Here is a 21768-nt window from a genome sequence, read left to right as displayed (position 1 = left end):
ATGCCTGGTGCCACCCCACGTACTTCAACTATGGCGTTGGCAAATGGAAATATTGAGTATTTACTAGCAATAGCTAAAAATGGATTAGAGAATGCAATCCAAAATAAACCGGCTTTGGCGACGGGGATAAATATTTACAAGGGTACTATAACTTATGAGAATTTAGGTACAACACTAGAATTAGATTATAAGCCATTGAAAGAAGTGTTAATATGAGTAATGAGATTTTACCACTTAACATTGGGAATATAAAAAAAGCACAAAAAATTTTAGATGGGAATGCTAGAAAAACGCCTTTGGTTAAATCTTTTTATTTAACCAGTAAAACCGGTGGAGAAATTTATTTGAAGTTAGAAAATATGCAGTTAACGGGGTCATTCAAATTTCGTGGTGCATTTAATAAAATTTCCCAACTAACAAATGAAGAAAAAAAACGTGGAGTAATCGCTTGTTCAGCTGGAAATCATGCACAAGGTGTTGCATTATCTTCTCATTTACTCAAAATTAAAAGCAAAATTGTGATGCCGACCTCTGCACCGCAAGCTAAAGTGGATGCGACGAGAGGATATGGTTCTGAAGTTATTTTATACGGTGATACATTTGATGATGCAAAAGCAAAATGTGAAGAGATTATAAAAGAAACAGGCGAAACATACCTACATCCATATGATGATGTAGAAGTAATGGCTGGCCAAGGGACAATTGGCTTAGACATTCTAGATGATATGTGGGATGTTGATACTGTTATTGTACCTATTGGTGGAGGAGGAATTATTTCAGGGATTGCTGTAGCACTGAAATCATTTAATCCTTCCATTAATATTATTGGGGTTCAAGCTGAAAACGTACACGGTATGAAAGCTTCTTATGATGCTGGAGAAATTGTATCACATTATAAAGCCCCAACAATAGCGGATGGTTGTGCAGTTAAAATACCTGGAAATTTAACCTTTGAAATTGTAAAAAACCTAGTAGATGACATTGTAACTGTATCAGAAGAAGAATTAGAAGTAGCGATGAAAGACTTATTGCAACGCGGAAAGGCTGTCGTAGAAGGAGCGGGAGCGTTAGCCACAGCCGCTCTTCTTGCAGGGAAAGTTGATAAATATGTAAAGGATAAAAAAGTAGTAGCGGTTATTTCAGGTGGCAATGTGGATTTAAAACGTATTTCAAGTGTATGTGAGCATTTCTTTGTTGCCAATGAAGTAAAATAATGATTGAGGAATGTATATAATAAGTTGATATTGCAAAAAAGAGCTAGGATGAAACATCTTAGTTCTTTTTTGTAATATCAGGATACTATTGAGACAGAGTTGTTTAAAAACAAACTCTTATACAAGGGGTACAGCCATATGTCCATCAAGCTAAAAATGGATTTTCTATGAAATTCCATTTTTTTAGTTGTGCCACTATTACCGTTTTTGTTTCGTTATCAGATAAGCCAAAATTTCTTCCTCATCTTAAAGTGGAACAAATTGATTACTTAAATTGTCTATTTAGTACACTTTTTAAATATGAATATATTTCTTAAAGTGACTTCAATAATTTTAAGTAAATCAACACGAGAATTGAAAGGCAGGAGAAAGTAGTATGTCAGAAAATTATCGTTCTCGAGAGGAGCGACGACAAATTAAAAAGAAAAAACAGCCTGCTGCTAAGAAACAAAATGCAAAAGGTAAAACTTCATTTTTTCGTAAGTTTTTAGTTAGTTGTTTATTACTTGGTATTGTGGGGTTAGTCGCAGGGGTTGCTACCTTTTTCGTTATGATCAAAGATGCTCCAAAACTTGAGAAAGCAAAACTTGTTAATCCGTTATCCTCAAAAATTTATGATAAAGATGGGAAATTGATATATGAATATGGAAAAGAAAAACGAACGAATATTATGTATGATCAGATTCCTAAGTTAGTAGAAAATGCGTTTTTAGCAACAGAAGATGCACGTTTTTACGAGCACAGTGGCGTAGACTTTCAGGGTACTGCACGTGCAGCCTTAGTCAGCCTAAAAGGGGATTACGGCTCTCAAGGTGGAAGTACGATTACACAGCAAGTTATTAAAAATTACTTCTTATCGATGGAAAAAACGTCAAAGAGAAAGGCGCAAGAAATATATTTAGCATATAAGCTAGAACAACAGTATTCAAAACATGAAATTTTAGAAATGTATTTAAATAAAGTTTACTTAGGTAACCGTTCATATGGAATCGCAACAGCAGTCCAAAATTACTATGGTAAGGAATTAAAAGATTTAACACTACCAGAAGTTGCAATGCTTGCTGGTTTAATGAAAGCTCCTAATAACTATGATCCAACGAAAGAACAAAATATCAAAAAAGCAACAGAAAGAAGAAATGTTGTACTTAAATTAATGAATCGACATGGTTATATTACAAAAAAAGAAATGGAAGAAGCATCAAAAGTTCCAGTAACAGAAGGACTTAAGAAAGCAACTGAACAAAAAGAAATGCCCTATCCAGCTTTTATGGATGCGGTTGTGAAAGAAGTTGAAAAAGAGTTGCCAGATGTTAATATCGGATCTGACGGTTTAGAAATTTATACAACATTAGATCCAAAGGCACAGGATTTTGCGGACAAACTTTTAAATAAAGATATTATTAATTATCCAAATGAGAAATTCCAAGGGGCTTTCACATTTATGGATACGAAAACAGGAGAAGTACGTGCAATTGGTAGTGGGCGTGGTGAAAATAAAGCTGTTTTTAAAGGACATAATATTGCAATTGAATTAAATCGCTCAGCAGGTTCAACAATGAAACCAATTTTTGATTACGCTCCTGCAATTGAATATTTAAAATGGGCTACTTACCATCAAATTGATGACTCTCCATTTAAGTACTCAACGGGACAAGAAGTTAGAAATGCTGATAGAAAGCATTTAGGACTAATTACAATGCGTGATGCATTGAAGACGTCCCGAAATATCCCGGCAATAAAAACTGCAAAAGAAGTAGGAATTAATAGATCAAAAGGTTTCTCTGAAAAGCTAGGTATTACATTTAATGTAGCACCGACCGAATCAACAGCGATTGGTACAAATGAAGCGTCACCGACTGAAATTGCAGGTGCTTATGCGGCATTTGGTAATGATGGTAAGTATACGAGGCCACATTTTGTTAAGAAAGTCATTTATTCAGATGGTAAATCAAAAAGCTTTGAGCAAAAGTCAAAACGAGTTATGAAGGATTCTACAGCATATATGATTACTGATATGCTTCGTACTTTTGTTTCATCTGGATTAGGTACAACAGCTAATATAAGTTCTTTAGATATAGCGGGTAAAACAGGTACAACAAACTATTCTTTAGAACAAATAGCACAATATAATCTACCAGAAAGTGCAACTCGTGATAGTTGGTTTGCTGGTTATACACCACAATATACGATGGCAGTATGGACCGGATATACAAAGGATAGTAAAGATGATTATATTAGTAGTAAAAATACGAAAATAGCTCAATTGATTTTTAAAGAAATGATGAGTAAGTTTGCTACAGATAAGTCACAATTTAAAATGCCGAACAGTGTAGTTCAAGAAGGTAGCGAATTACGTATTAAAGGTGAGAAGCGTGATTCTTCTCCAAATACGAAAATAGCAAATACGACTGAACAGCCGAGTGAAAATAAGCAAAAAGAAAAGCAAAAGAAACAAGAAGAATTAAAGAAACAGGAAGAGCGAAAGCAAAGTGAACCAAACGATGGTAGTGACCAAGGAAATACAACACCACCAAACAATGGTAGTAATCGAGGAAATACAATGCCGCCAAAAAGTGGTAGTGACCAGGGAGATTCAACACCACCAAGCAATGGTAGTAATCGAGGAAATACAACGCCGCCAAAAAGTGGTAGTGACCAGGGAGATTCAACACCACCAAGCAATGGTAATGGCCAAGGAAATACAACGCCGCCAAAAAGTGGCGGTGACCAAGGGAATACAACACCACCAAACAATGGTAATGGCCAAGGAAATACAACGCCGCCAAAAAGTGGCGGTGACCAAGGGAATACAATACCACCAAACAATGAGGATGACCATGGAACGCCACCTTCATCAAGTAATGAGGGAAATACAGGAGAGGCTCCAGCTAATAATGGTTAATATGTAATCATTTAATCAAAAAACGCTATCTTTTTTGTATGGAGTGAACCCTGAGAATGAGGCGATAAAAAACACCTCTCTAAATCGTAAGTATCAGTTATGATTTTAATGGAGGTGTTTTTCGTATGGGGAAAAAGGTGCATTATCCCGCCGAAATAAAGTGGAAAGTAGTTGAAATGAAACACCAAGGATTCAAAAATAAAGAAATTATGGATGCCTTAGGAATTAGACATGTGGCTCAAATTAAAACTTGGATGAAATGGTATCGTGAAGGCGAAACCTATCGGTTTGAACAATCTATTGGAAGACAATCTGTACATGGAAAAGGCTTAAAAAGGTTAACAGAACTTGAACAAAAAGAATTAGAAATATGTTATTTAAAGGCAAAGATTATATTGCTGGAAAAGTGCCAAGAAATCTTAAGGAGGTGGGAGGAAAAGAAGAAATAATGAAAATGATAAAGGAATGGCAATCAATTTTTACAATTGCGGAACTGTGTTCCATATTTAATATTTCACGTGCTACTTATTATCGTTGGAAAAAGCAGGAGAAAACAGTAACTAACCATGAAGAAAAAACCGTAATAGAAATATGTCAACATCATAAATATCGGTATGGATATCGTCGGGTTACAGCTTGTCTACGTGATCAATTTAACATCGTAATGAATCATAAAAAAGTATTACGTATCATGAGAAAATACAACGTATTATCTCGGGTTAGAAAAAAGAAAAAGATATTTGTACTCGGTCATGAACCAGTGGTAGCTAAAAATAGAATACAACGGAGATTTAAAGCTACCAAGCCTAATGAAAAATGGTTCACTGATATCACATATTTGATGTTCGGCAATAAGACTCTTTATTTTTCATCTAATATAGATGGGTTTAACAATGAAATTGTAAGTTATAAAATAGCTGAGACACAGGATGTTTCTCTTGTATTAGATACTCTAAAAGAGGCTTTAAAAAAGCGAAATGTGATTGATACGATTTTACATTCGGATCAAGGAAAGGTGTATACATCAAAACAATTTCAAACTTATGCCAAAGAAAAAGGCATTATCACAAGCATGTCTCGTACAGGAAACTGCCATGATAATGCCCTCATAGAATCCTTTCATTCTCATTTGAAATCCGAAGGATTCTATGCGCAAAATATAAAACAATCGAATAATGCTAGTATAATACAAACTGTGGATGAATACATCCACTACTATAATAATGAACGGATTCAGAGGAAATTAGATAATATGTCACCTATAGCTTATAGGAAACATGTTATCTAGGTGTTTTTTCTTTGTCTCACCAAATGGGGCCAGACCACATATGATCTAAAGAAAGAATAGCGTATTTGTTAATTTTATGAAGAACTAATTATTTGTCTTTTCATAACAAGAAAAGAAATTTAGTGTCATATTAATGGAGCATATAAAGATAAATGAGTACTTATAAATTTACATGAACTTTGTCCTTATTTTTTCTCTCTAAATTATATAATAATTCTTGAAACACCTTGAATGATCCCTGGAATATAGGACTTTGGATAAAGGTGTACAGGAAAGTTACAATAAAAACAGGACCACCTAGAATATAACCAATTACTAATATAAAGCTTTCCACAATAATTCTAGCTCGGCTTACAGATAATCCTGTTTTATCAGAGATAGCAAGCATGAATCCATCCCTTGGTCCTGCACCAATTCCGGCAGCAACATACATACCGCCTCCAATACCTGTAATTATAATTCCAGAAAGTAATATAAGAAGGTTTATCCACAACAAGTGTGTGGCATGAGGAAGGATATCCAATTTTAAGAAAAAATCCATGATAGGACCGATTAGCAATGCATTTAAGAATGTACCTATGTTTATATATTTCCGAGCTACTACCAAGGACACGAGAACAAGAAATAGACCACATATAACACTCCATGTTCCAATGGTCCATCCAAATCGCTGATAGAGCGCCATATTCAAGACTTCCCATGGATGGAGTCCAAGAAATTTAACATTTACTGCAATCGCATTGCCCAGCCCAAAGAAAGTTAATCCTAAGAAAAAAAGAAAATACCGAAAAAATGCTAGCCACATTTGTAATCCTCCTAATAGTATGTATCATTACATATATTACATGTAGGAATCTGTTTATACCAATTTTTTGTATTTTATAATGGGAATAAATATTATGTAGCTTTGATACCTTCAGCGAAGAGGGAGAACAAGCTTTTTAACGGAAATGAAATACTAAACGTAATAGGGGATCGCCCTCATGTGTATCAACTTGGAAAATTTATACCTTCCCCAGAACGAAATTTTGTTCTAACTTGTATCAAAAAACTCATTTTTTCATTTTGGGGTATTTGCTTTTCTTGGCTTGATAGCGATGTGGTGGGCTCCTATAAGGGCGTAAAGTGCCCAAAACTATGAACGTTTCCGCAACATTCCCCTTTACCTCTTTCGAATAAAATTTATAGGAAGATATAATAAAAGTATAACGATATAAGGGGCGTCTTTTATGAGAAAAGAGAAAAGACAAAGGCTAATTAAACAAGCGGTGAGAGAGCATGAAATAGATACACAAGAAAAGTTAGTAGAACTGTTAGCAAAAAAAGGAGAAATTGTAACACAAGCTACTATTTCGCGAGATATTCGCGAATTAAATATAATAAAGACTGTTTCTTCAAACGGTTTAACTATATATAAAAACTTCACAGGAGATATTATACAAACTGATATGATGTTAAAGAAAAAGTTGGGAGAAGTTGTCGTAAAGATTGATTATATAAATCAATTGACCATTATTAAAACTTTACCAGGTAATGCACATGTTATAGGGGTGTTATTAGACTCTGTAGACTGGAAAGAAAAAGTGGGGTGTATTTGTGGGAATGATACATGTCTTGTAATTTCAAAATCACAATCAGATAGGGAGATTCTAGAAGAGAGATTAAAATTAATTATGTAGATAAAAAAACTACTAATACAGGATTTTATTTCGGTACAGAAATAAAGCAGCTTTTCCGGAGCCTTGGTAATAAATTAAACTTTTAATTGGGATATTTTACGGTATATTGAAATTAATTGTCTTCTTAGTTGCTGAAGATACTAAATATAGAAATGATGTTGGAGTATCAAGAAAAATAATTAATTCTAAATAAGAATTCTTAACGTAAGGTAGCTAAAATTTGAAAATAAGTATAATTAATTGAAATTGCTAGTTATAAGAGAGGGTAAAAGTATCTTGTAAAGTAATGCATATAACATAGAAAGATATAAGAGATAGGTGAAATTTATGAATACAAGACAAAAAGAAATTTTATTTCTACTATTATCTGAATCTAACGACTATTCATTAGTACAAGACCTTGCGGATAAGGTGAATTGCTCTGAAAAAACAATTCGTAATGACTTTAAAATAATTGAGGAGCACCTTGCGAATTATTCAAGTGCGATTCTTGTTAGGAAACCGGGATTAGGCGTGTACTTAGAGATTGAGGAATATGAAAAGGTGGACTTGTTTAATAAACTTTATTGTATTAATAATTGCACAAAGTATGAATCAGATGAAGAAAGAATTCTACAAATTGCATACAACTTATTAATGAATGTAAAGGCAGTTACTGCACAGGAAATGGCATCCCAACATTTTGTAAGTCGAACTACTATAAAAAAAGATCTAGATAGAATTGAAAAATGGTTATGTCATTTTGATTTAACCATTGTTTCAAAACAGCGAGTTGGACTTATTATTGATGGAAATGAAAAGAAAAAAAGAAGAGCATTGGCTAGATTATCAGATTTGATTCGTAATTCTGATCTTACGAATCAATTTATTAAAGAACAATTTCAATATCATGAGGTTGAATTTGTTACGAACGAGTTGAAAGCGTTACAAAAACGAAATGCATTGTTTTTTACGGATGATACATTTGAAAGTTTATTAGTACATACGTTGCTTATGGTACGGAGAATGAAACTTAAGCAACCTATTTTAAATGCTGAAAAGGAAATAAAAATACTGAAAGAAACAAAAGAATATATATGGACATTGCAATTTTTAAAACAGTTGGAATGTGTTTTTTCAGTTCATTTTACAGAAGAAGAAGTTACGTATTTAACAGCTCATATTTTAGGTGGGAAAATCCGTTATCAAGATAAACCAATGCAGGATAGTACACTTACTGAAAGTAATCCAATTCTTTCTATGGTTATACAGCAATTAGTTAAACGTATGTCGCAGTTGTATGAAATTGATTTCAGTAAAGACAAAATTTTAATTGAAGGGTTAACGATTCATTTATATACCGCATTGAATCGCTTAAGCTATGATCTTTCTGTCTCTAATCCGATGTTACACGATATAAAGAGAATGTATCCCTATGTGTTTAATGTATTGATACAAGTATTAGAAGAGATAAATGAATCTCTCACTATATATATTCCAGAAGAGGAAGCGGCTTATCTTACTCTACACTTTGAAGCATCTGTTGAACGGTTAAATCACCAGGGAAAATCTAAAAATGTAATTATTGTTTGCCATATGGGCATTGGCATGTCGCAGTTGTTACGTACAAAAATTGAGCGTAAATTTCGTCATATCCATGTGATGGACTGTATTTCAAAAGCTGATTTACAAAGTTATATAATGAAACATCGTGATGTGGATCTCGTTATTTCAACTACTACTCTTTCAAGATTAAACATTCCTCATATAGTAGTATCACCATTATTAGAGGGGCCAGAAGAAAAGAAGCTAGGGGACTTTATACAAAATTATGATGAGCCAAGTTATAAAGAACAAAAAGACTTTGTTATGTTCAATTATACATCTCCATTTTTAGTGTTTTTACAACAGGATATACAGCATCCATATGAACTAATTGAAAAGTTAGCGTATGCTTTGCATAGTAAGGGTTATGTAGATAAAGAGTATGCAGAAAATGCAATCATAAGAGAAAAAATGTCAGCAACAACGATTGGGGCAGGAATCGCAATTCCACATGGCAATCCAAAATTTATTCAAGAGTCAGTAATTGCAATTGCTACATTAAAGGAACCAATTGATTGGGGAGCAGAGAAGGTATCACTTGTATTTATGCTAGCAGTTAAAAGTGATGGACAAGAGGTAACGAAACAATTGTTTCAGGAACTATCCTTTATAAGTGAGCAACCATCCTTTATTCAAAAGCTTGTGAAAGAAACAAATGTCATGAAATTTTTGTCCTTTTTACATAATTAACCGAAAAGTGGAGGATTAATTAACCTGTTGTTTGCTTGGATAAAAGGTTTATTTTTCCGGAAGTTACGGTAAAAAATGAAACTTTTGATGTCGTAATATTGATTTATAGTAAGTGTAGGCGCTTAATAAGAAGTGTAAGGAGGATTAAGAATGAAATTGTTAGCGGTTACATCGTGTCCAAATGGGATTGCCCATACTTATATGGCAGCTGAAAATTTGCAAAAAACAGCGGATAAATTAGGAGTCCAAATGAAAATTGAAACCCAAGGTGGAATAGGGGTAGAAAATGAGTTGACTGAACAAGATATTCGCGAAGCAGACGGCATTATTATAGCTGCAGATAGAGTCGTAAATAAAGATAGATTTATAGGTAAAAAATTGTTGGTTGTCGGAGTGCAAGATGGTATTCGTAAACCAGGAGAATTAATTCAGAGAGTAATCAGCGGGAATGTACCTATTTATCATTCACAGTCAAAAATAGTAGAAAGTAACCAACAGGAAAAAAAGCAAAATCCCATATATCGTCATTTAATGAATGGTGTATCTTTTATGGTCCCATTTATCGTAGTCGGTGGATTATTAATTGCTATTGCGTTAACACTTGGGGGAGAAAAAACTCCTGGGGGTTTAGTGATTCCAGAGGGTTCTTTTTGGAAAACCATTGAACAAATTGGTGGTGCATCATTTACGTTCATGGTCCCAATACTGGCTGGATATATTGCATATAGTATAGCGGATAAACCTGGACTTGTTCCTGGGATGATTGGTGGATATATTGCAGCAACAGGAAGCTTTTACGGAAGTGAAAGTGGTGCTGGTTTTCTTGGTGGAATTATCGCTGGTTTTCTAGCTGGTTACATAGCGTTAGGAATTAAAAAATTAAAAGTTCCAAAAGCGATTCAACCAATTATGCCGATTATTATTATTCCGGTATTTACTTCACTTATTGTAGGCTTAGCATTTGTATTTATTATTGGTGCTCCTGTTGCGCAAGTTTTCGTATCATTAACAGCTTGGTTAGCAGGTATGCAAGGGTCAAGTTCAATTCTCTTAGCATTAATTTTAGGGGCAATGATTTCATTTGATATGGGTGGTCCAGTCAATAAAGTAGCATTCTTATTTGGTTCAGCAATGATTGGAGAAGGAAACTATGAAATTATGGGACCAATTGCTGCAGCAATTTGTATACCACCAATTGGAATGGGACTGGCTACTTTCATAGGTAAGGGGAAATTTCAAGATTCAGAGAGAGAAATGGGTAAAGCATCATTTACAATGGGGCTATTTGGTATTACGGAAGGTGCGATTCCCTTTGCAGCACAAGATCCACTTCGGGTTATTCCAAGTATAATGGCTGGTTCGATGACGGGTGCTGTGATTGCGATGATTGGTCATGTAGGAGACAGAGTAGCACATGGTGGTCCAATTGTTGCAGTGTTAGGGGCAGTAGATAATGTATTTATGTTTTTTGTAGCTGTAATTGTAGGCTCTATTGTGACAGCTGTTGTAGTAAATGTATTGAAAAAAGACGTTTCGAAGTTAGAAAAACAAGAAAATGAGCAAGTAAAAGAAGTATCAGCAACAATAGAAGTGCAACAACTGGAACGAGAGACTCAAGTAAGAGGCAAACAAGTAGACAAGGTAGAAATTAAAAAATTAACAGATATTACAAGTTTAGAATTAATTGAAACAGACTTAAAAGGGGAAACACGAGATGACATCATTGATGAAATGATTCAAAAGTTAAAGCAGGTAGGTGCATTACATTCAGTGACAGAATTTAAACAGGCTATTATGAACCGTGAGCAAGAAAGTACTACAGGTATTGGTATAAACATTGCGATTCCACATGGGAAATCAGCTACCGTTAGGAAACCGAGCGTGGTATTTGGAATTAAACAATCGGGTATAGATTGGAACAGCCTTGATGGAACGGAAGCAAAGTTAATATTTATGATTGCGGTACCAAAAGAAAATGAAGGAAATGAACATTTAAAAATCCTTCAAATGCTTTCTCGAAAACTAATGGATGATAGTTATAGAGAGCGGTTATTATCTGTTCAAACAAAAGCAGAAGCATACAAACTACTAGATGAAATAGCATAGAATGGGGGATTTAAATCATGACTGAACCATTATTTTTTGCACCTGTTTTTAAAGAAAGAATTTGGGGTGGGACACATTTAACTTCTTTTGGATATGAAATTCCATCAAATCAAACTGGAGAGTGTTGGGCTTTTGCAGCGCATCAACATGGACAAAGCATTGTTAAGAACGGAAAGTATAAAGGGCTATCCTTGGGTGAATTGTGGGATAACCATCGAGATTTATTTGGAAATATGGAGGGGGAGCGTTTCCCTCTTCTTACAAAAATTTTGGATGCCAATCAAGATCTATCTGTTCAAGTTCATCCTAATAATGAATATGCTAGCGTGCATGAGGATGGAGAACTAGGAAAAACAGAATGCTGGTATGTAATCGATTCCATAAAAGACGCGGAAATTATTTATGGACATCATGCGAAAACAAAAGAAGAATTCATGGCTATGATTGAACAGAAAGAGTGGAACCAACTATTGCATCGTGTAAAGGTGAAACCTGGAGATTTCTTCTATGTGCCGAGTGGAACTGTTCATGCAATTGGTAAAGGGATTTTAGTATTAGAAACACAGCAAAACTCTGATACAACCTATAGATTGTATGATTATGATAGAAGAGATTCAGAAGGGAATTTACGTGAGCTGCATTTTGAAAGGAGCATTGATGTAATAGAAGCCCCATTTATATCGAATCAGTTAACGGTTAAACATGAAAAAGTAGATGATTTGAGTATAACTAACTTTATCAAATGTCCATATTTTTCAGTGGCAAAATGGGAGTTAGATGGATCAACTAGTTTGGAACAACAAAAGGCTTTCCTTCTTGTTAGTGTAATACAGGGTGAAGGTGAGTTAATTAAAGAAGGGGAGCATTATTGCTTTAAAAAAGGGGACCACTTTATAATACCTAATTGCTTTGGAAGATACGATTTGGTAGGTAGCTCTATATGTGTTGTTTCAAGTATATAAATTTATTTATTTTTATATACATATTATAAATTTTCGTTTAAACACAAATTAATTAGATCCTGATTTAAAGGAGCTAATTAATTTGTGTGAAATATATTGATTTTATTATTTTTTACTTGTTAATCCTTTTAGAAATAACCGGTTAATGAAAACTTTTTCTTTGTAATACATATAAAATTCCTTTAAGAGGCCCGAAAACAAATAAAATAGTTAGGATTATATATAATGGAGCTGTCCACAATATGATTGACATATTATTCGCATTTATATCGAAATGGAACACAGAACACATTAAAATTCTTATAACAAAAGTTTTGTAAATCAATACAATAATCCAAGTAAATAGCTGATAAAAAGCTGTTTCAATAGCAAATATACGAAGCTCTTTTCCTTTAAATATGAAATAAAAAATAAACGATACATAAAAAATTATAATGCCATATAAAATGAGAATGGTGAAGGATAATAAAGTAATAGTATGCATCATAAATTTTAATTTTTTCTCTCAGATAAGTTTAATTATATTTCCCCTATATATAGATTTGGTTCATTTAAAGATAACTCATTGTAAAATGCAAATTACCATGACTAAAATGATCGATTATGGAGCTACCCCTTCTAGAAATATCAATTTAATTATGGGAAAGCATGAAGAAGCTTTCCAAAAATTTCAATCCTGTCCTCTAAATTTTCAGTATCTCTTTTCAAGATACATGTTATATCGAGCTGTAAGAGGAAATCAAGTTGAAATTTTTGTTATCTATCGGGCTTTTTATGCTTTTTAAAAATTCCCACCACAATAATCTTCAAAAATAAAGCGTCAGGACACGTGTAATAATAAAAAATTAACATAATAGTTTATAGTTTATGAAATTCGTTATATTAATACAAATTATTATACGGATATATATGTGTGATTTTGGAATGTTATGATATCAAAAAATGAAGTAATAGGTTTTATCAATACTTGACAAGTTCAAAAATAGTTAATATGCTTTAATACGAAACAAACAAAAAATTTAAAATATTAATAACCTGTTAGGTGAGGCTCCTATACAAACACAGGCTATTGCCCAAAAATATCGAAAGATGCCAATGGGTAGAACAGGAATTGTCGGATTAAGGCTCTTCTTAAGATAGCTAAGTGATGAATGATTCATCCTTTACGTTGTATAGTGCCAAAACTCAACTAGGGGGAATGAGCTTTATTTAGCTATGTCTTTTTTAAATCTACCTCCTTTAGTTGAATCACTAGAGGAGGTTTTTTATATACAAAATTTTATTTGTAATAAGTCTCTTATAAAAGGGGGGAAAACTAATGATTGATGATATTGATCCCATATTTATTAAGAAATATGTTTTCCCTGAAGTGGGAAATGATAACAAGTACCATTGTCCTTAAGGAGGATTTACGATGAAAAAATGTTTAAAACAATTATTAACGACAAAAGACATACACTTAGTGCAGGAGCTTATAAAAAACCAATCCTATGATATTGCAATGGAAATGAAAGGTTTTCAACATAAAGATCAGATATCTTTAATGAAATGTTTTCCTACTGAAAAAGGTGCGAAGATTCTCAGTTACCTTACACCAGAAGAGCAATATAATATTTGTACCAATTTGCCTGTGGATAAAGGAGAAGAGCTATTAGCTAGGCAATCTATTGATGACCTTGTTGATGTAATTCTTTCAATTCATCCACTTCAGGCTGAAAAACTTATACAACTTTTGTCTGAAGAATCTCAACAAAGAATTAGAAGTCTGCTGGTTTTTCAATCTGGAACAGCGGGCAGTTTGATGACGATTGACTATATTGCTGCCAGGGAAAATTGGAAAGTAAAAGATACGCTGTCGCATATTAGAAAAATTGGGGCAGGGGTTGAATCAATTTCGTATATTTATGTTCTGGATACACGTGGTCAGCTTAATGGAATTGTTTCAATTCGTGAATTATTGCTAGCTTCAGATGATAAGACTTTATCATCTATAATGGCATCAGATGTTATTTCAGTTTCAGTGAACCTAGACCAACAGGAAGCCGTCCAAAAACTAATGGATTATGATTTATCCGCTATACCTGTAACAACGATGGATAATAGGATGATAGGTATTATAACCTTCGATGATGCAATGGATGTTTTCGAAGAAGAAGCAACTGAAGATATTCAAAAATTAGGAGGGAGCACCCCATTAGATAAGCCATATTTCGAAACCTCTATTTGGCAAATATACCGTAAACGTATAGGTTGGTTATTACTTCTGTTTGTAGCAGAAGCATATACTGGTTCTGTACTTCGGCATTATGAAGAAACATTGACTCATGTAGTTGCACTGGCTTTCTTTATTCCGTTGTTAATTGGAACTGGTGGAAATACAGGTACACAGGTCGTAACTACATTGGTTCGAGCTGTAGCTCTAAATGAGGTGAAATTTAAAGATATATTTCGTGTTATGAAAAAAGAAGCATTAGTAGGCCTTTTACTAGGTCTTACATTAGCCGTGGCAGCATTAATTCGTGCGTACACTTTAGGCGTAGGTACAGAAGTCGCGCAAGTTGTAGCTATTACTGGATTGTTCATTGTTATTTGGTCGTCCATTGTTTCATCTGTATTACCCTTGATTTTAAATAAGTTAAAGCTGGATCCAGCTGTTATCTCAGGTCCGTTCATTACGACATTAGTCGATGGAACGGGGTTAATTCTGTACTTTACCATTGCAAAAATGTTACTAGGGTTATAAGAAATTTATATTAAGTTTTTAATACCTAAGTTCGTTCCCGCAAAGTTTGTAGACAAACGCGTTGGAAGTATAGAGAAAGAGAGAATAGAAATGAAAAAGTATTCAAGTTACTGGAATATCCGTTGGTGTTTTCGCTTATCATTACAATTGTATTTGGAATTTTGATAATGTATAGTGCTGGCTCAATTGTTGCAGTTAAAAATTATGGCTATAGTAGTTTTTGGTTGCTAATAAGAGGGAACTTATAAATAAAAATTACTATTTATGGTGAGAATAATACTATTTAAGTGCTATTGAACTTCTAATAATGATTGGAAATTCAGATTAATTATAAAATGAAGTTTTAAAATTATTTTTTAAAAACAGGGGGATTCTATTTATTTGGATAGGAGGTAAATTTGTTGAGATCTAATAAAAAATATTTTTATAAACAGGAAGTATTGAGCAAAAATTATAATATGCTAATTGAAATTGCAAAAAGTGATGTTGAATCAACGTTAGATTTTTTTAAAACAACGTCTCAAGGGCTGTCTCACGAGGAAGCTACTAAGAGGCTTGAAGTGTATGGAGAAAATAAAGTAGTTTCTCAAAAAAGAATAAAATGGTACATAACATTATTTAATTCTTTTAGAAGTCCGTTTATTTCACTTCTAATTATATTAGGTATGTTATCTTTTTTTACCAATGATATAAAAGGTACTATTATTGTGGGAATTATGGTGACGTTAAGCGTGTTAATTCGGTTCATACAAGAAATTCGTTCTCAGAAGTCTATAGAAAGATTAAAAAATCTTGTATATGAAAAGGTAACTGTCCTCAGGAAGGGAAATATTCCTTATAAAGAAAATAAGAGAACTTTATTGGAGGAAAGTGGAAAGGTACAAATTGGTCTTGAGAATCTTGTACCAGGGGATATTATAGAATTATCTGCTGGAAATATTGTGCCTGCAGATGTACGGATTATCTCATCAGAAAATTTACTGGTAAATCAATCATCCCTAACAGGAGAAGCATTACCCGTTGAAAAATCAAATCAGTATTTCCATATGTACAAAAAACGTAAAATTAGAAAAATCCAAAATCTAATTGAATTGGAAAATCTCTGTTTTATGGGAACTCATATTATAAGTGGTACAGCAAAAGTAATAGTTGTAGGTACTGGGACAGATACTTACTTTGGTTCAATAGCAAAGAATCAGGTTAAGCTGAAAAAGAAATCTGATTCTAAATTCGATAAAGGGGTAAGCAAAGTTAGTTGGCTATTAATTAAATTTATGATCATCATGACTCCTATTGTCATGTTAATCCATGGGGGCATTAATGGGAATTGGTATGAGGCTTTTTTATTTGCAATTGCTATAGCAATTGGACTCACTCCAGAAATGCTTCCAATGATTGTAACAGCTAATTTAGCTAAAGGCTCTATTAAAATGAGTAGAAAAAAGGTACTTGTAAAACAATTATCTTCTATTCATAATCTCGGAGCTATGGATATTCTCTGTACCGACAAAACAGGCACGTTGACAGAAAATAAGATGGACCTGGTACGCCATACAGATACAAATGGAGAGAAGTCAGATGAGGTTTTAAGATTAGCGTATATAAATAGTTACTTCCATACAAATTATAAAAATGAAATTGATTTATCAGTTATACGTTATGTAAAAGATAGTAGTAAATATGATCTGTCTCAATACTCCAAAATAGATGAATGTCTATTTGATTTTGATAGAAGAAGAGTTTCAGTTGTTATAGAAAAAAATGCTAACGAACGAATAATGATTTGTAAAGGTGCAGTTAAAGAAGTTGTATCAATTTGTAGTTTTATAAAAGAAAATAATAAGATAATTCCTATTACAGATGAAATCCAGCGTAGAAATAAACACCTAATGGAACTCTGGCAAGAGCAGGGGATGCGAGTTGTTGCAGTTGCATATAAGCAATTAAATAGTGATAAAGTGGGAAGTTATTCTATAAATGATGAATCAGATATGATACTCGTTGGATATGTAGGTTTTTTAAATCCACCCAAACAATCGGCTATCGCTGCACTTCATACTCTACAAAAGAAAGGAGTACAAGTGAAAATTTTAACAGGTGATAACGAGTCCGTGACAAGAAATGTATGTAGGAAAATGGGCTTGTATATAGGAGAACCAGTACTGGGTTATGAAATTGATAGTCTTCCTGATAAGGTATTAGGAAAACTTGCAAGTAAAACAAGTGTGTTCGCAAAATTAAATCCTAGTCAAAAATTCCGTATTATAAAGGCACTTCAAATGAATGGTCATACAGTTGGGTTTATAGGGGATGGAATTAACGATGTGTTTGCTTTAAAACAGTCTGACGTTGGTGTATCTATCCATACAGCAGATGATATTGTTAAAGAGAGTTCAGATATTATACTTATAGAAAAAGATTTACATGTTTTAGAAGATGCTATAGTGGAAGGACGGACAACGTTTGGAAATATACTGAAGTATATTAAGATGACAGCAAGTTCAAATTTTGGAAATGTATTAAGTTTATTAATTGCTAGTGCATTTCTTCCTTTTCTTCCAATGCTACCAATTCAAATATTATGTCAAAACTTACTATATAATCTATCCCAATTTTCAATTCCGTGGGATAAAGTAGACAATGAATTTTTAGTAAAACCAAGAAGTTGGGATACAAAAGATTTATTTCGTTTTATTATTTTTATTGGGCCGGTAAGTAGTGTTTTTGATATAATCATTTTTATCGTAATGTGGAATGTATTTGGTGCAAATATTCCTGAGATGCAATCCTTATTTCAAACGGGTTGGTTCGTAGTAGGGTTATTAACACAATTATTAATTGTGCATATGATTCGTACTCAACATATCCCTTTCCTACAAAGTACGGCTGCTAGGCCAGTTTTGATACTTACAGGCTTAGTTATGTTTATAGGAATTTCCCTTCCATTTACCAGTTTAAGTACTCAAATTGGTTTAACTCCCCTTCCATTTTATTATTTTCTGTGGTTATTGGGAATTTTAACAATGTATGCTCTAGTTACTCAATTTATAAAGAGAATATACATTAGGAAGTTTAATCGGTGGCTATAAAACTAAAAAAGTCTATCAAAAACAAGTGTTACTAAATAATACATCTTTTATGGAAAAAGAGTTAAAGGTTAATTCTAATAGGGGTCACCATACACATCCTTAAGTTGATGGCCATGGGATCTCGTCATACATCCCTAAGTTGCTGGATATGTATGGTGCCCCCGTAGCCAAAGAAGTAAGAAGATATTTAGAAATGCATCAAATTTTGAGGAAGTGCTTGTGAACCGTATCATAAATAAATGAGGTTTTGTATGTTCGATTTTTAAATACTACCCAAGAAGGAGTGGATTGCAGTTATAGTAATACTCCTTTTTTTGTATTTCTATAATAGATAATTTTTTTAAAAAACAGAATTGTCTTGACAGTTATTGAATGGATTGATAAGGTTATAAAAAAATATTTCTTATCCAGAGAGGTGGAGGGACTGGCCTTATGAAACCTCAGCAACAGGTCTGCTTAAGTAGACACTGTGCTAATTCCAGCGGGTGATAATCCTGATAGATGAGAGCTTCCGTTTTTATTTGTCAGTAGCGCCCTCTTTTTTAGAGTGCGTTTTTTGTTTTTTCTGGGTAATAACTAAAGGAGAGTAGAAATGGAGAACAAAAATGGGCAAGGATTTCAAAGGAAAATGCAAGCACGTCATTTAGTCATGCTATCACTTGGTGGGGTGATTGGAACTGGCTTATTCTTAAGTTCGGGTTACACTATTCAACAAGCTGGCCCATTTGGAACAGTTCTATCCTATCTGGTTGGTGCGCTAGTGGTTTATCTAGTTATGCTATGTTTAGGAGAACTTTCCGTACATATGCCTGAAACGGGCGCATTTCATAGTTATGCAGTTAAATACATTGGACCGGGTACAGGGTATACAGTAGCCTGGTTGTATTGGTTAACTTGGACTGTTGCTTTAGGTTCTGAATTTACAGCCGCAGGATTACTTATGAAGCGATGGTTTCCATCGATTAATGTTTGGGTATGGAGTGCTCTTTTTGCCATTTTGATCTTTGTATTAAATGTCCTGACTGTTAAATTTTTTGCCGAATCCGAATTTTGGTTTTCAACGATAAAGGTTATAGCTATTGCGATTTTTATTGTTTTAGGAGTAGCGGCAATGCTAGGGTTTCTTCCGATGACTCATTCAAAAGCTGCACCATTCTTTTCTAATTTTACAAGTGGAGGTTTATTTCCCCATGGTGCTACGGCCATTATGATGACCATGCTTGCGGTTAATTTTGCTTTTTCGGGAACAGAATTAATAGGTATTGCAGCTGGAGAAACAGCGAACCCGGAAAAAATGATACCGAAGGCAATTCGAACTACTCTGTGGAGATTAATCATCTTTTTTGTAGGAACGATTGTTGTTTTATCTGCGTTATTGCCTATTTCCGATGCGGGGGTATTAGAGAGCCCTTTTGTTGCAGTTCTAGAACGAATTGGGGTGCCATATTCAGCTGACATAATGAATTTCGTTATCTTAACAGCTATTTTATCTGCGGCAAACTCAGGCCTTTATGCCTCTTCTAGAATGCTTTGGTCGCTTGCTAATAAGAATATGATATCCCCAATTTTTGGGAAAATGACGAAGCAAGGTGTTCCAATCAACGCCGTCATTTTCAGCATGGTGGGTGGAGCTTTGGCTTTGCTCTCGAGTATTGTGGCACCAGATACTGTCTATATCGTACTTGTTTCCATTTCCGGTCTAGCAGTAGTTGTAGTTTGGATGAGTATTAGTGCTTCGCAGTTCCTATTTCGCAGACAATTTTTGAAAGAAGGAAATTCAGAGAAGGACTTGATTTATCGCACACCACTATATCCATTAGTACCAATTGCTTCTTTTATCCTTTGTCTGGCATCGTGTATTGGAATTGCATTCGATCCAACACAGAGAATTGCCTTATATTGCGGCATACCGTTTATTTTGTTTTGCTATGGAAGTTATTATCTAACAAAAAATCTAAAAAAGAGGGGCGTAGATTATGTCGAACAAAATCAACCCAATTGAAGCTATTTTATCCCAACATTCTATTATGATTCTTGACGGAGCATTAGCTACAGAATTGGAGGCGCATGGATGTAATTTGGACGATCCTCTTTGGTCGGCACGTGTGTTACTAGAAAATCCGGAGCTAATTTACCAGGTTCATTTAGACTATTTTCGTGCTGGAGCGGACTGTGCCATAACAGCAAGCTATCAAGCTACTATTAGTGGTTTTTCCGCGCGTGGAATACAAGAACAGGAAGCTTTGGAATTAATTAAGAAAACGGTGTTACTTGCAAGAAGGGCAAGAGATGATTTTTGGATGGAAAATACGCAAACGAATAGGCCTAAACCATTGGTTGTTGCATCAGTTGGACCGTACGGTGCTTACCTTGCAGATGGTTCAGAGTATGTAGGCAACTATGGTGTGACAGATAAAACATTAGCAGACTTTCACCGTTCGAGAATGTCTGCGTTAATCGAAGCAGGTGCAGATCTATTGGCATTTGAAACGATCCCTTCCCTGCAAGAAGCAAGAGTATTAGACACATTATTGCGTGAGTTTCCAGAAACATATGCGTGGCTTTCCTTTTCGCTAAAAAATGAGAAAGAGATTAGTGAAGGTAAGAAACTCGTGGATTGTGCACGAGCTTTTGAGAAAAGTGAACAAATTGTAGCGATAGGCATCAATTGTGCACCAGTAACCGTTGTGACTGGTGCAATCCAAGCGTTGAGGGAAAACACCAAAAAACCGATTATTGTTTATCCAAACTCTGGTGAAACTTATAATCCAGAAACAAAAACATGGCATGGTCATGAACAATGTAACACGTTGAATATTCAATCTGAAGAATGGTACCAAGCAGGTGCACGTTTAATAGGCGGATGCTGTAGAACGACACCTTATCACATTGAGGAGATATCGAAGAAGTGGCGTTCTTCCGAGTTTTTCTATTCGAACGAAGCAAAACAGTAATGTAATGGATGATAATCTATCTTTGTGTGTATTTTCATAATTTAGCTAGTTCAGGAATCTACAGTTACGTCTAGTGGCACAAAATGTCTTTTCAGAGACACAAATGTGGATGGTAGCCTCGGGAATCCATTGGACTTTTGGGTACCTTAGGTATGGAAAGGAATCAGAGAAAATAAAAACCGCTAGTTTAATAGATATGGTAGACAACATGCTGAATCTTTTAATGAAGATGTAGTTGATTCAATTGAAGGTGAAGGGGAAGGGGACCATTTATTCGTAATTAAATTTAACGAAGAGGTTAATTTAGTTATTCAAAAAATAGTTCAATAACTATATGAAAATTTGTTGTGGTAATAATCCTTGTTGTAGTAGTAAATGTGGTCATATTGTTGTAAAAAAGGATAGATGTAAACAGGTATACTCTCCTGTTCATCTATCCTTTCCTTTTTACCTTATAAAATGTGTGACATTGTATTCAATCGCATAAATATAGGATTTCATTACCATTGCCTTGACTTTTAATAAAACGATAGGGTTTATTTGGTATGCGTATTATT

The 21768-nt window shown here is 34.1% G+C and carries 13 protein-coding genes, 1 pseudogene and 2 riboswitches; of the genes and pseudogenes, 12 read left to right on the top strand and 2 right to left on the bottom strand.

Translation table 11 applies throughout. The features are described 5' to 3' along the window. The 4 genes and pseudogenes from QO049_RS26960 to QO049_RS26945 form a co-directional block, all read left to right on the top strand. Positions 1 to 216: pseudogene (locus QO049_RS26960) on the top strand (alanine dehydrogenase); the annotation flags it as partial. Next, positions 213 to 1214 (top strand): bifunctional threonine ammonia-lyase/L-serine ammonia-lyase TdcB, encoded by a 1002-nt coding sequence (tdcB, locus tag QO049_RS26955; RefSeq protein WP_087965799.1) that lies wholly within the window; start codon positions 213 to 215, stop codon positions 1212 to 1214. The pseudogene QO049_RS26960 and the gene tdcB, both read left to right, overlap by 4 nt. A gap of 376 nt (positions 1215 to 1590) precedes the next feature. Next, a complete protein-coding gene (locus QO049_RS26950) occupies positions 1591 to 4116 on the top strand; it encodes a PBP1A family penicillin-binding protein (protein WP_284489662.1) in 2526 nt (841 codons plus the stop codon). Between the two features lie 125 nt (positions 4117 to 4241). Further along, positions 4242 to 5404, top strand: a protein-coding gene (locus QO049_RS26945) for an IS3 family transposase (protein ID WP_284489661.1) whose coding sequence is annotated in 2 segments (ribosomal slippage) — positions 4242 to 4509 and positions 4509 to 5404 — 1164 coding nt in all. Because the reading frame shifts where the segments join, the coding sequence is not laid out codon by codon here. 160 nt (positions 5405 to 5564) lie between these two features. Here QO049_RS26945 and QO049_RS26940 read toward each other — a convergent pair. Continuing rightward, positions 5565 to 6209, bottom strand: a complete 645-nt coding sequence (locus QO049_RS26940) for a YczE/YyaS/YitT family protein (protein WP_246963706.1) — start codon at positions 6207 to 6209, stop codon at positions 5565 to 5567. Positions 6210 to 6633: 424 nt separating this feature from the next. Between QO049_RS26940 and QO049_RS26935 the strand changes: the two genes are divergently transcribed. The 4 genes from QO049_RS26935 (at position 6634) to manA (ending at position 12425) form a co-directional block, all read left to right on the top strand. Next, positions 6634 to 7083 carry an arginine repressor gene (locus tag QO049_RS26935; protein WP_065705881.1) on the top strand — a complete coding sequence of 150 codons (450 nt, stop codon included), beginning with the start codon at positions 6634 to 6636 and terminating at the stop codon, positions 7081 to 7083. 327 nt (positions 7084 to 7410) lie between these two features. After that, entirely contained in the window at positions 7411 to 9357 is a 1947-nt protein-coding gene (locus QO049_RS26930; protein WP_284489660.1) for a BglG family transcription antiterminator, read from the top strand. A 150-nt stretch (positions 9358 to 9507) separates the two neighbouring features. Further along, positions 9508 to 11463, top strand: a complete 1956-nt coding sequence (locus QO049_RS26925; RefSeq protein ID WP_284489659.1) for a PTS fructose transporter subunit IIABC — start codon at positions 9508 to 9510, stop codon at positions 11461 to 11463. A 17-nt stretch (positions 11464 to 11480) separates the two neighbouring features. Continuing rightward, positions 11481 to 12425 (top strand): mannose-6-phosphate isomerase, class I, encoded by a 945-nt coding sequence (gene manA / locus QO049_RS26920; protein ID WP_284489658.1) that lies wholly within the window; start codon positions 11481 to 11483, stop codon positions 12423 to 12425. 142 nt (positions 12426 to 12567) lie between these two features. Here the strand turns inward: manA and QO049_RS30820 are convergent, their stop codons facing one another. Then, positions 12568 to 12912: a hypothetical protein gene (locus QO049_RS30820; protein ID WP_349816878.1), complete on the bottom strand. Its 345-nt coding sequence runs from the start codon at positions 12910 to 12912 to the stop codon at positions 12568 to 12570. A gap of 540 nt (positions 12913 to 13452) precedes the next feature. Then, a riboswitch (M-box (ykoK) riboswitch) is annotated at positions 13453 to 13629 on the top strand. 210 nt (positions 13630 to 13839) lie between these two features. On the opposite strand from QO049_RS30820, the gene mgtE reads away from it, so the two are divergent. The 4 genes from mgtE (at position 13840) to mmuM (ending at position 21211) form a co-directional block, all read left to right on the top strand. Then, complete coding sequence (gene mgtE / locus QO049_RS26915; RefSeq protein ID WP_000710591.1) at positions 13840 to 15168, top strand: magnesium transporter; 1329 nt, start codon at positions 13840 to 13842, stop codon at positions 15166 to 15168. 398 nt (positions 15169 to 15566) lie between these two features. Then, positions 15567 to 18257, top strand: a complete 2691-nt coding sequence (mgtA, locus tag QO049_RS26910) for a magnesium-translocating P-type ATPase (protein WP_284489657.1) — start codon at positions 15567 to 15569, stop codon at positions 18255 to 18257. A gap of 400 nt (positions 18258 to 18657) precedes the next feature. Further along, a riboswitch (SAM riboswitch) is annotated at positions 18658 to 18765 on the top strand. An 84-nt stretch (positions 18766 to 18849) separates the two neighbouring features. Continuing rightward, positions 18850 to 20259 (top strand): S-methylmethionine permease, encoded by a 1410-nt coding sequence (gene mmuP / locus QO049_RS26905; protein ID WP_284489656.1) that lies wholly within the window; start codon positions 18850 to 18852, stop codon positions 20257 to 20259. Then, positions 20234 to 21211, top strand: a complete 978-nt coding sequence (mmuM, locus tag QO049_RS26900; protein ID WP_284489655.1) for a homocysteine S-methyltransferase — start codon at positions 20234 to 20236, stop codon at positions 21209 to 21211. The genes mmuP and mmuM overlap by 26 nt, the downstream gene beginning before the upstream one ends. Positions 21212 to 21768: the final 557 nt, after the last annotated feature.

It is taken from the genome of Bacillus sp. RB3 (assembly GCF_030164735.1).
Taxonomy (GTDB): domain Bacteria; phylum Bacillota; class Bacilli; order Bacillales; family Bacillaceae_G; genus Bacillus_A; species Bacillus_A cereus.
Note: the sequence above shows the minus strand (reverse complement) of the source record. Positions and strands in the feature narration are given on the sequence as shown.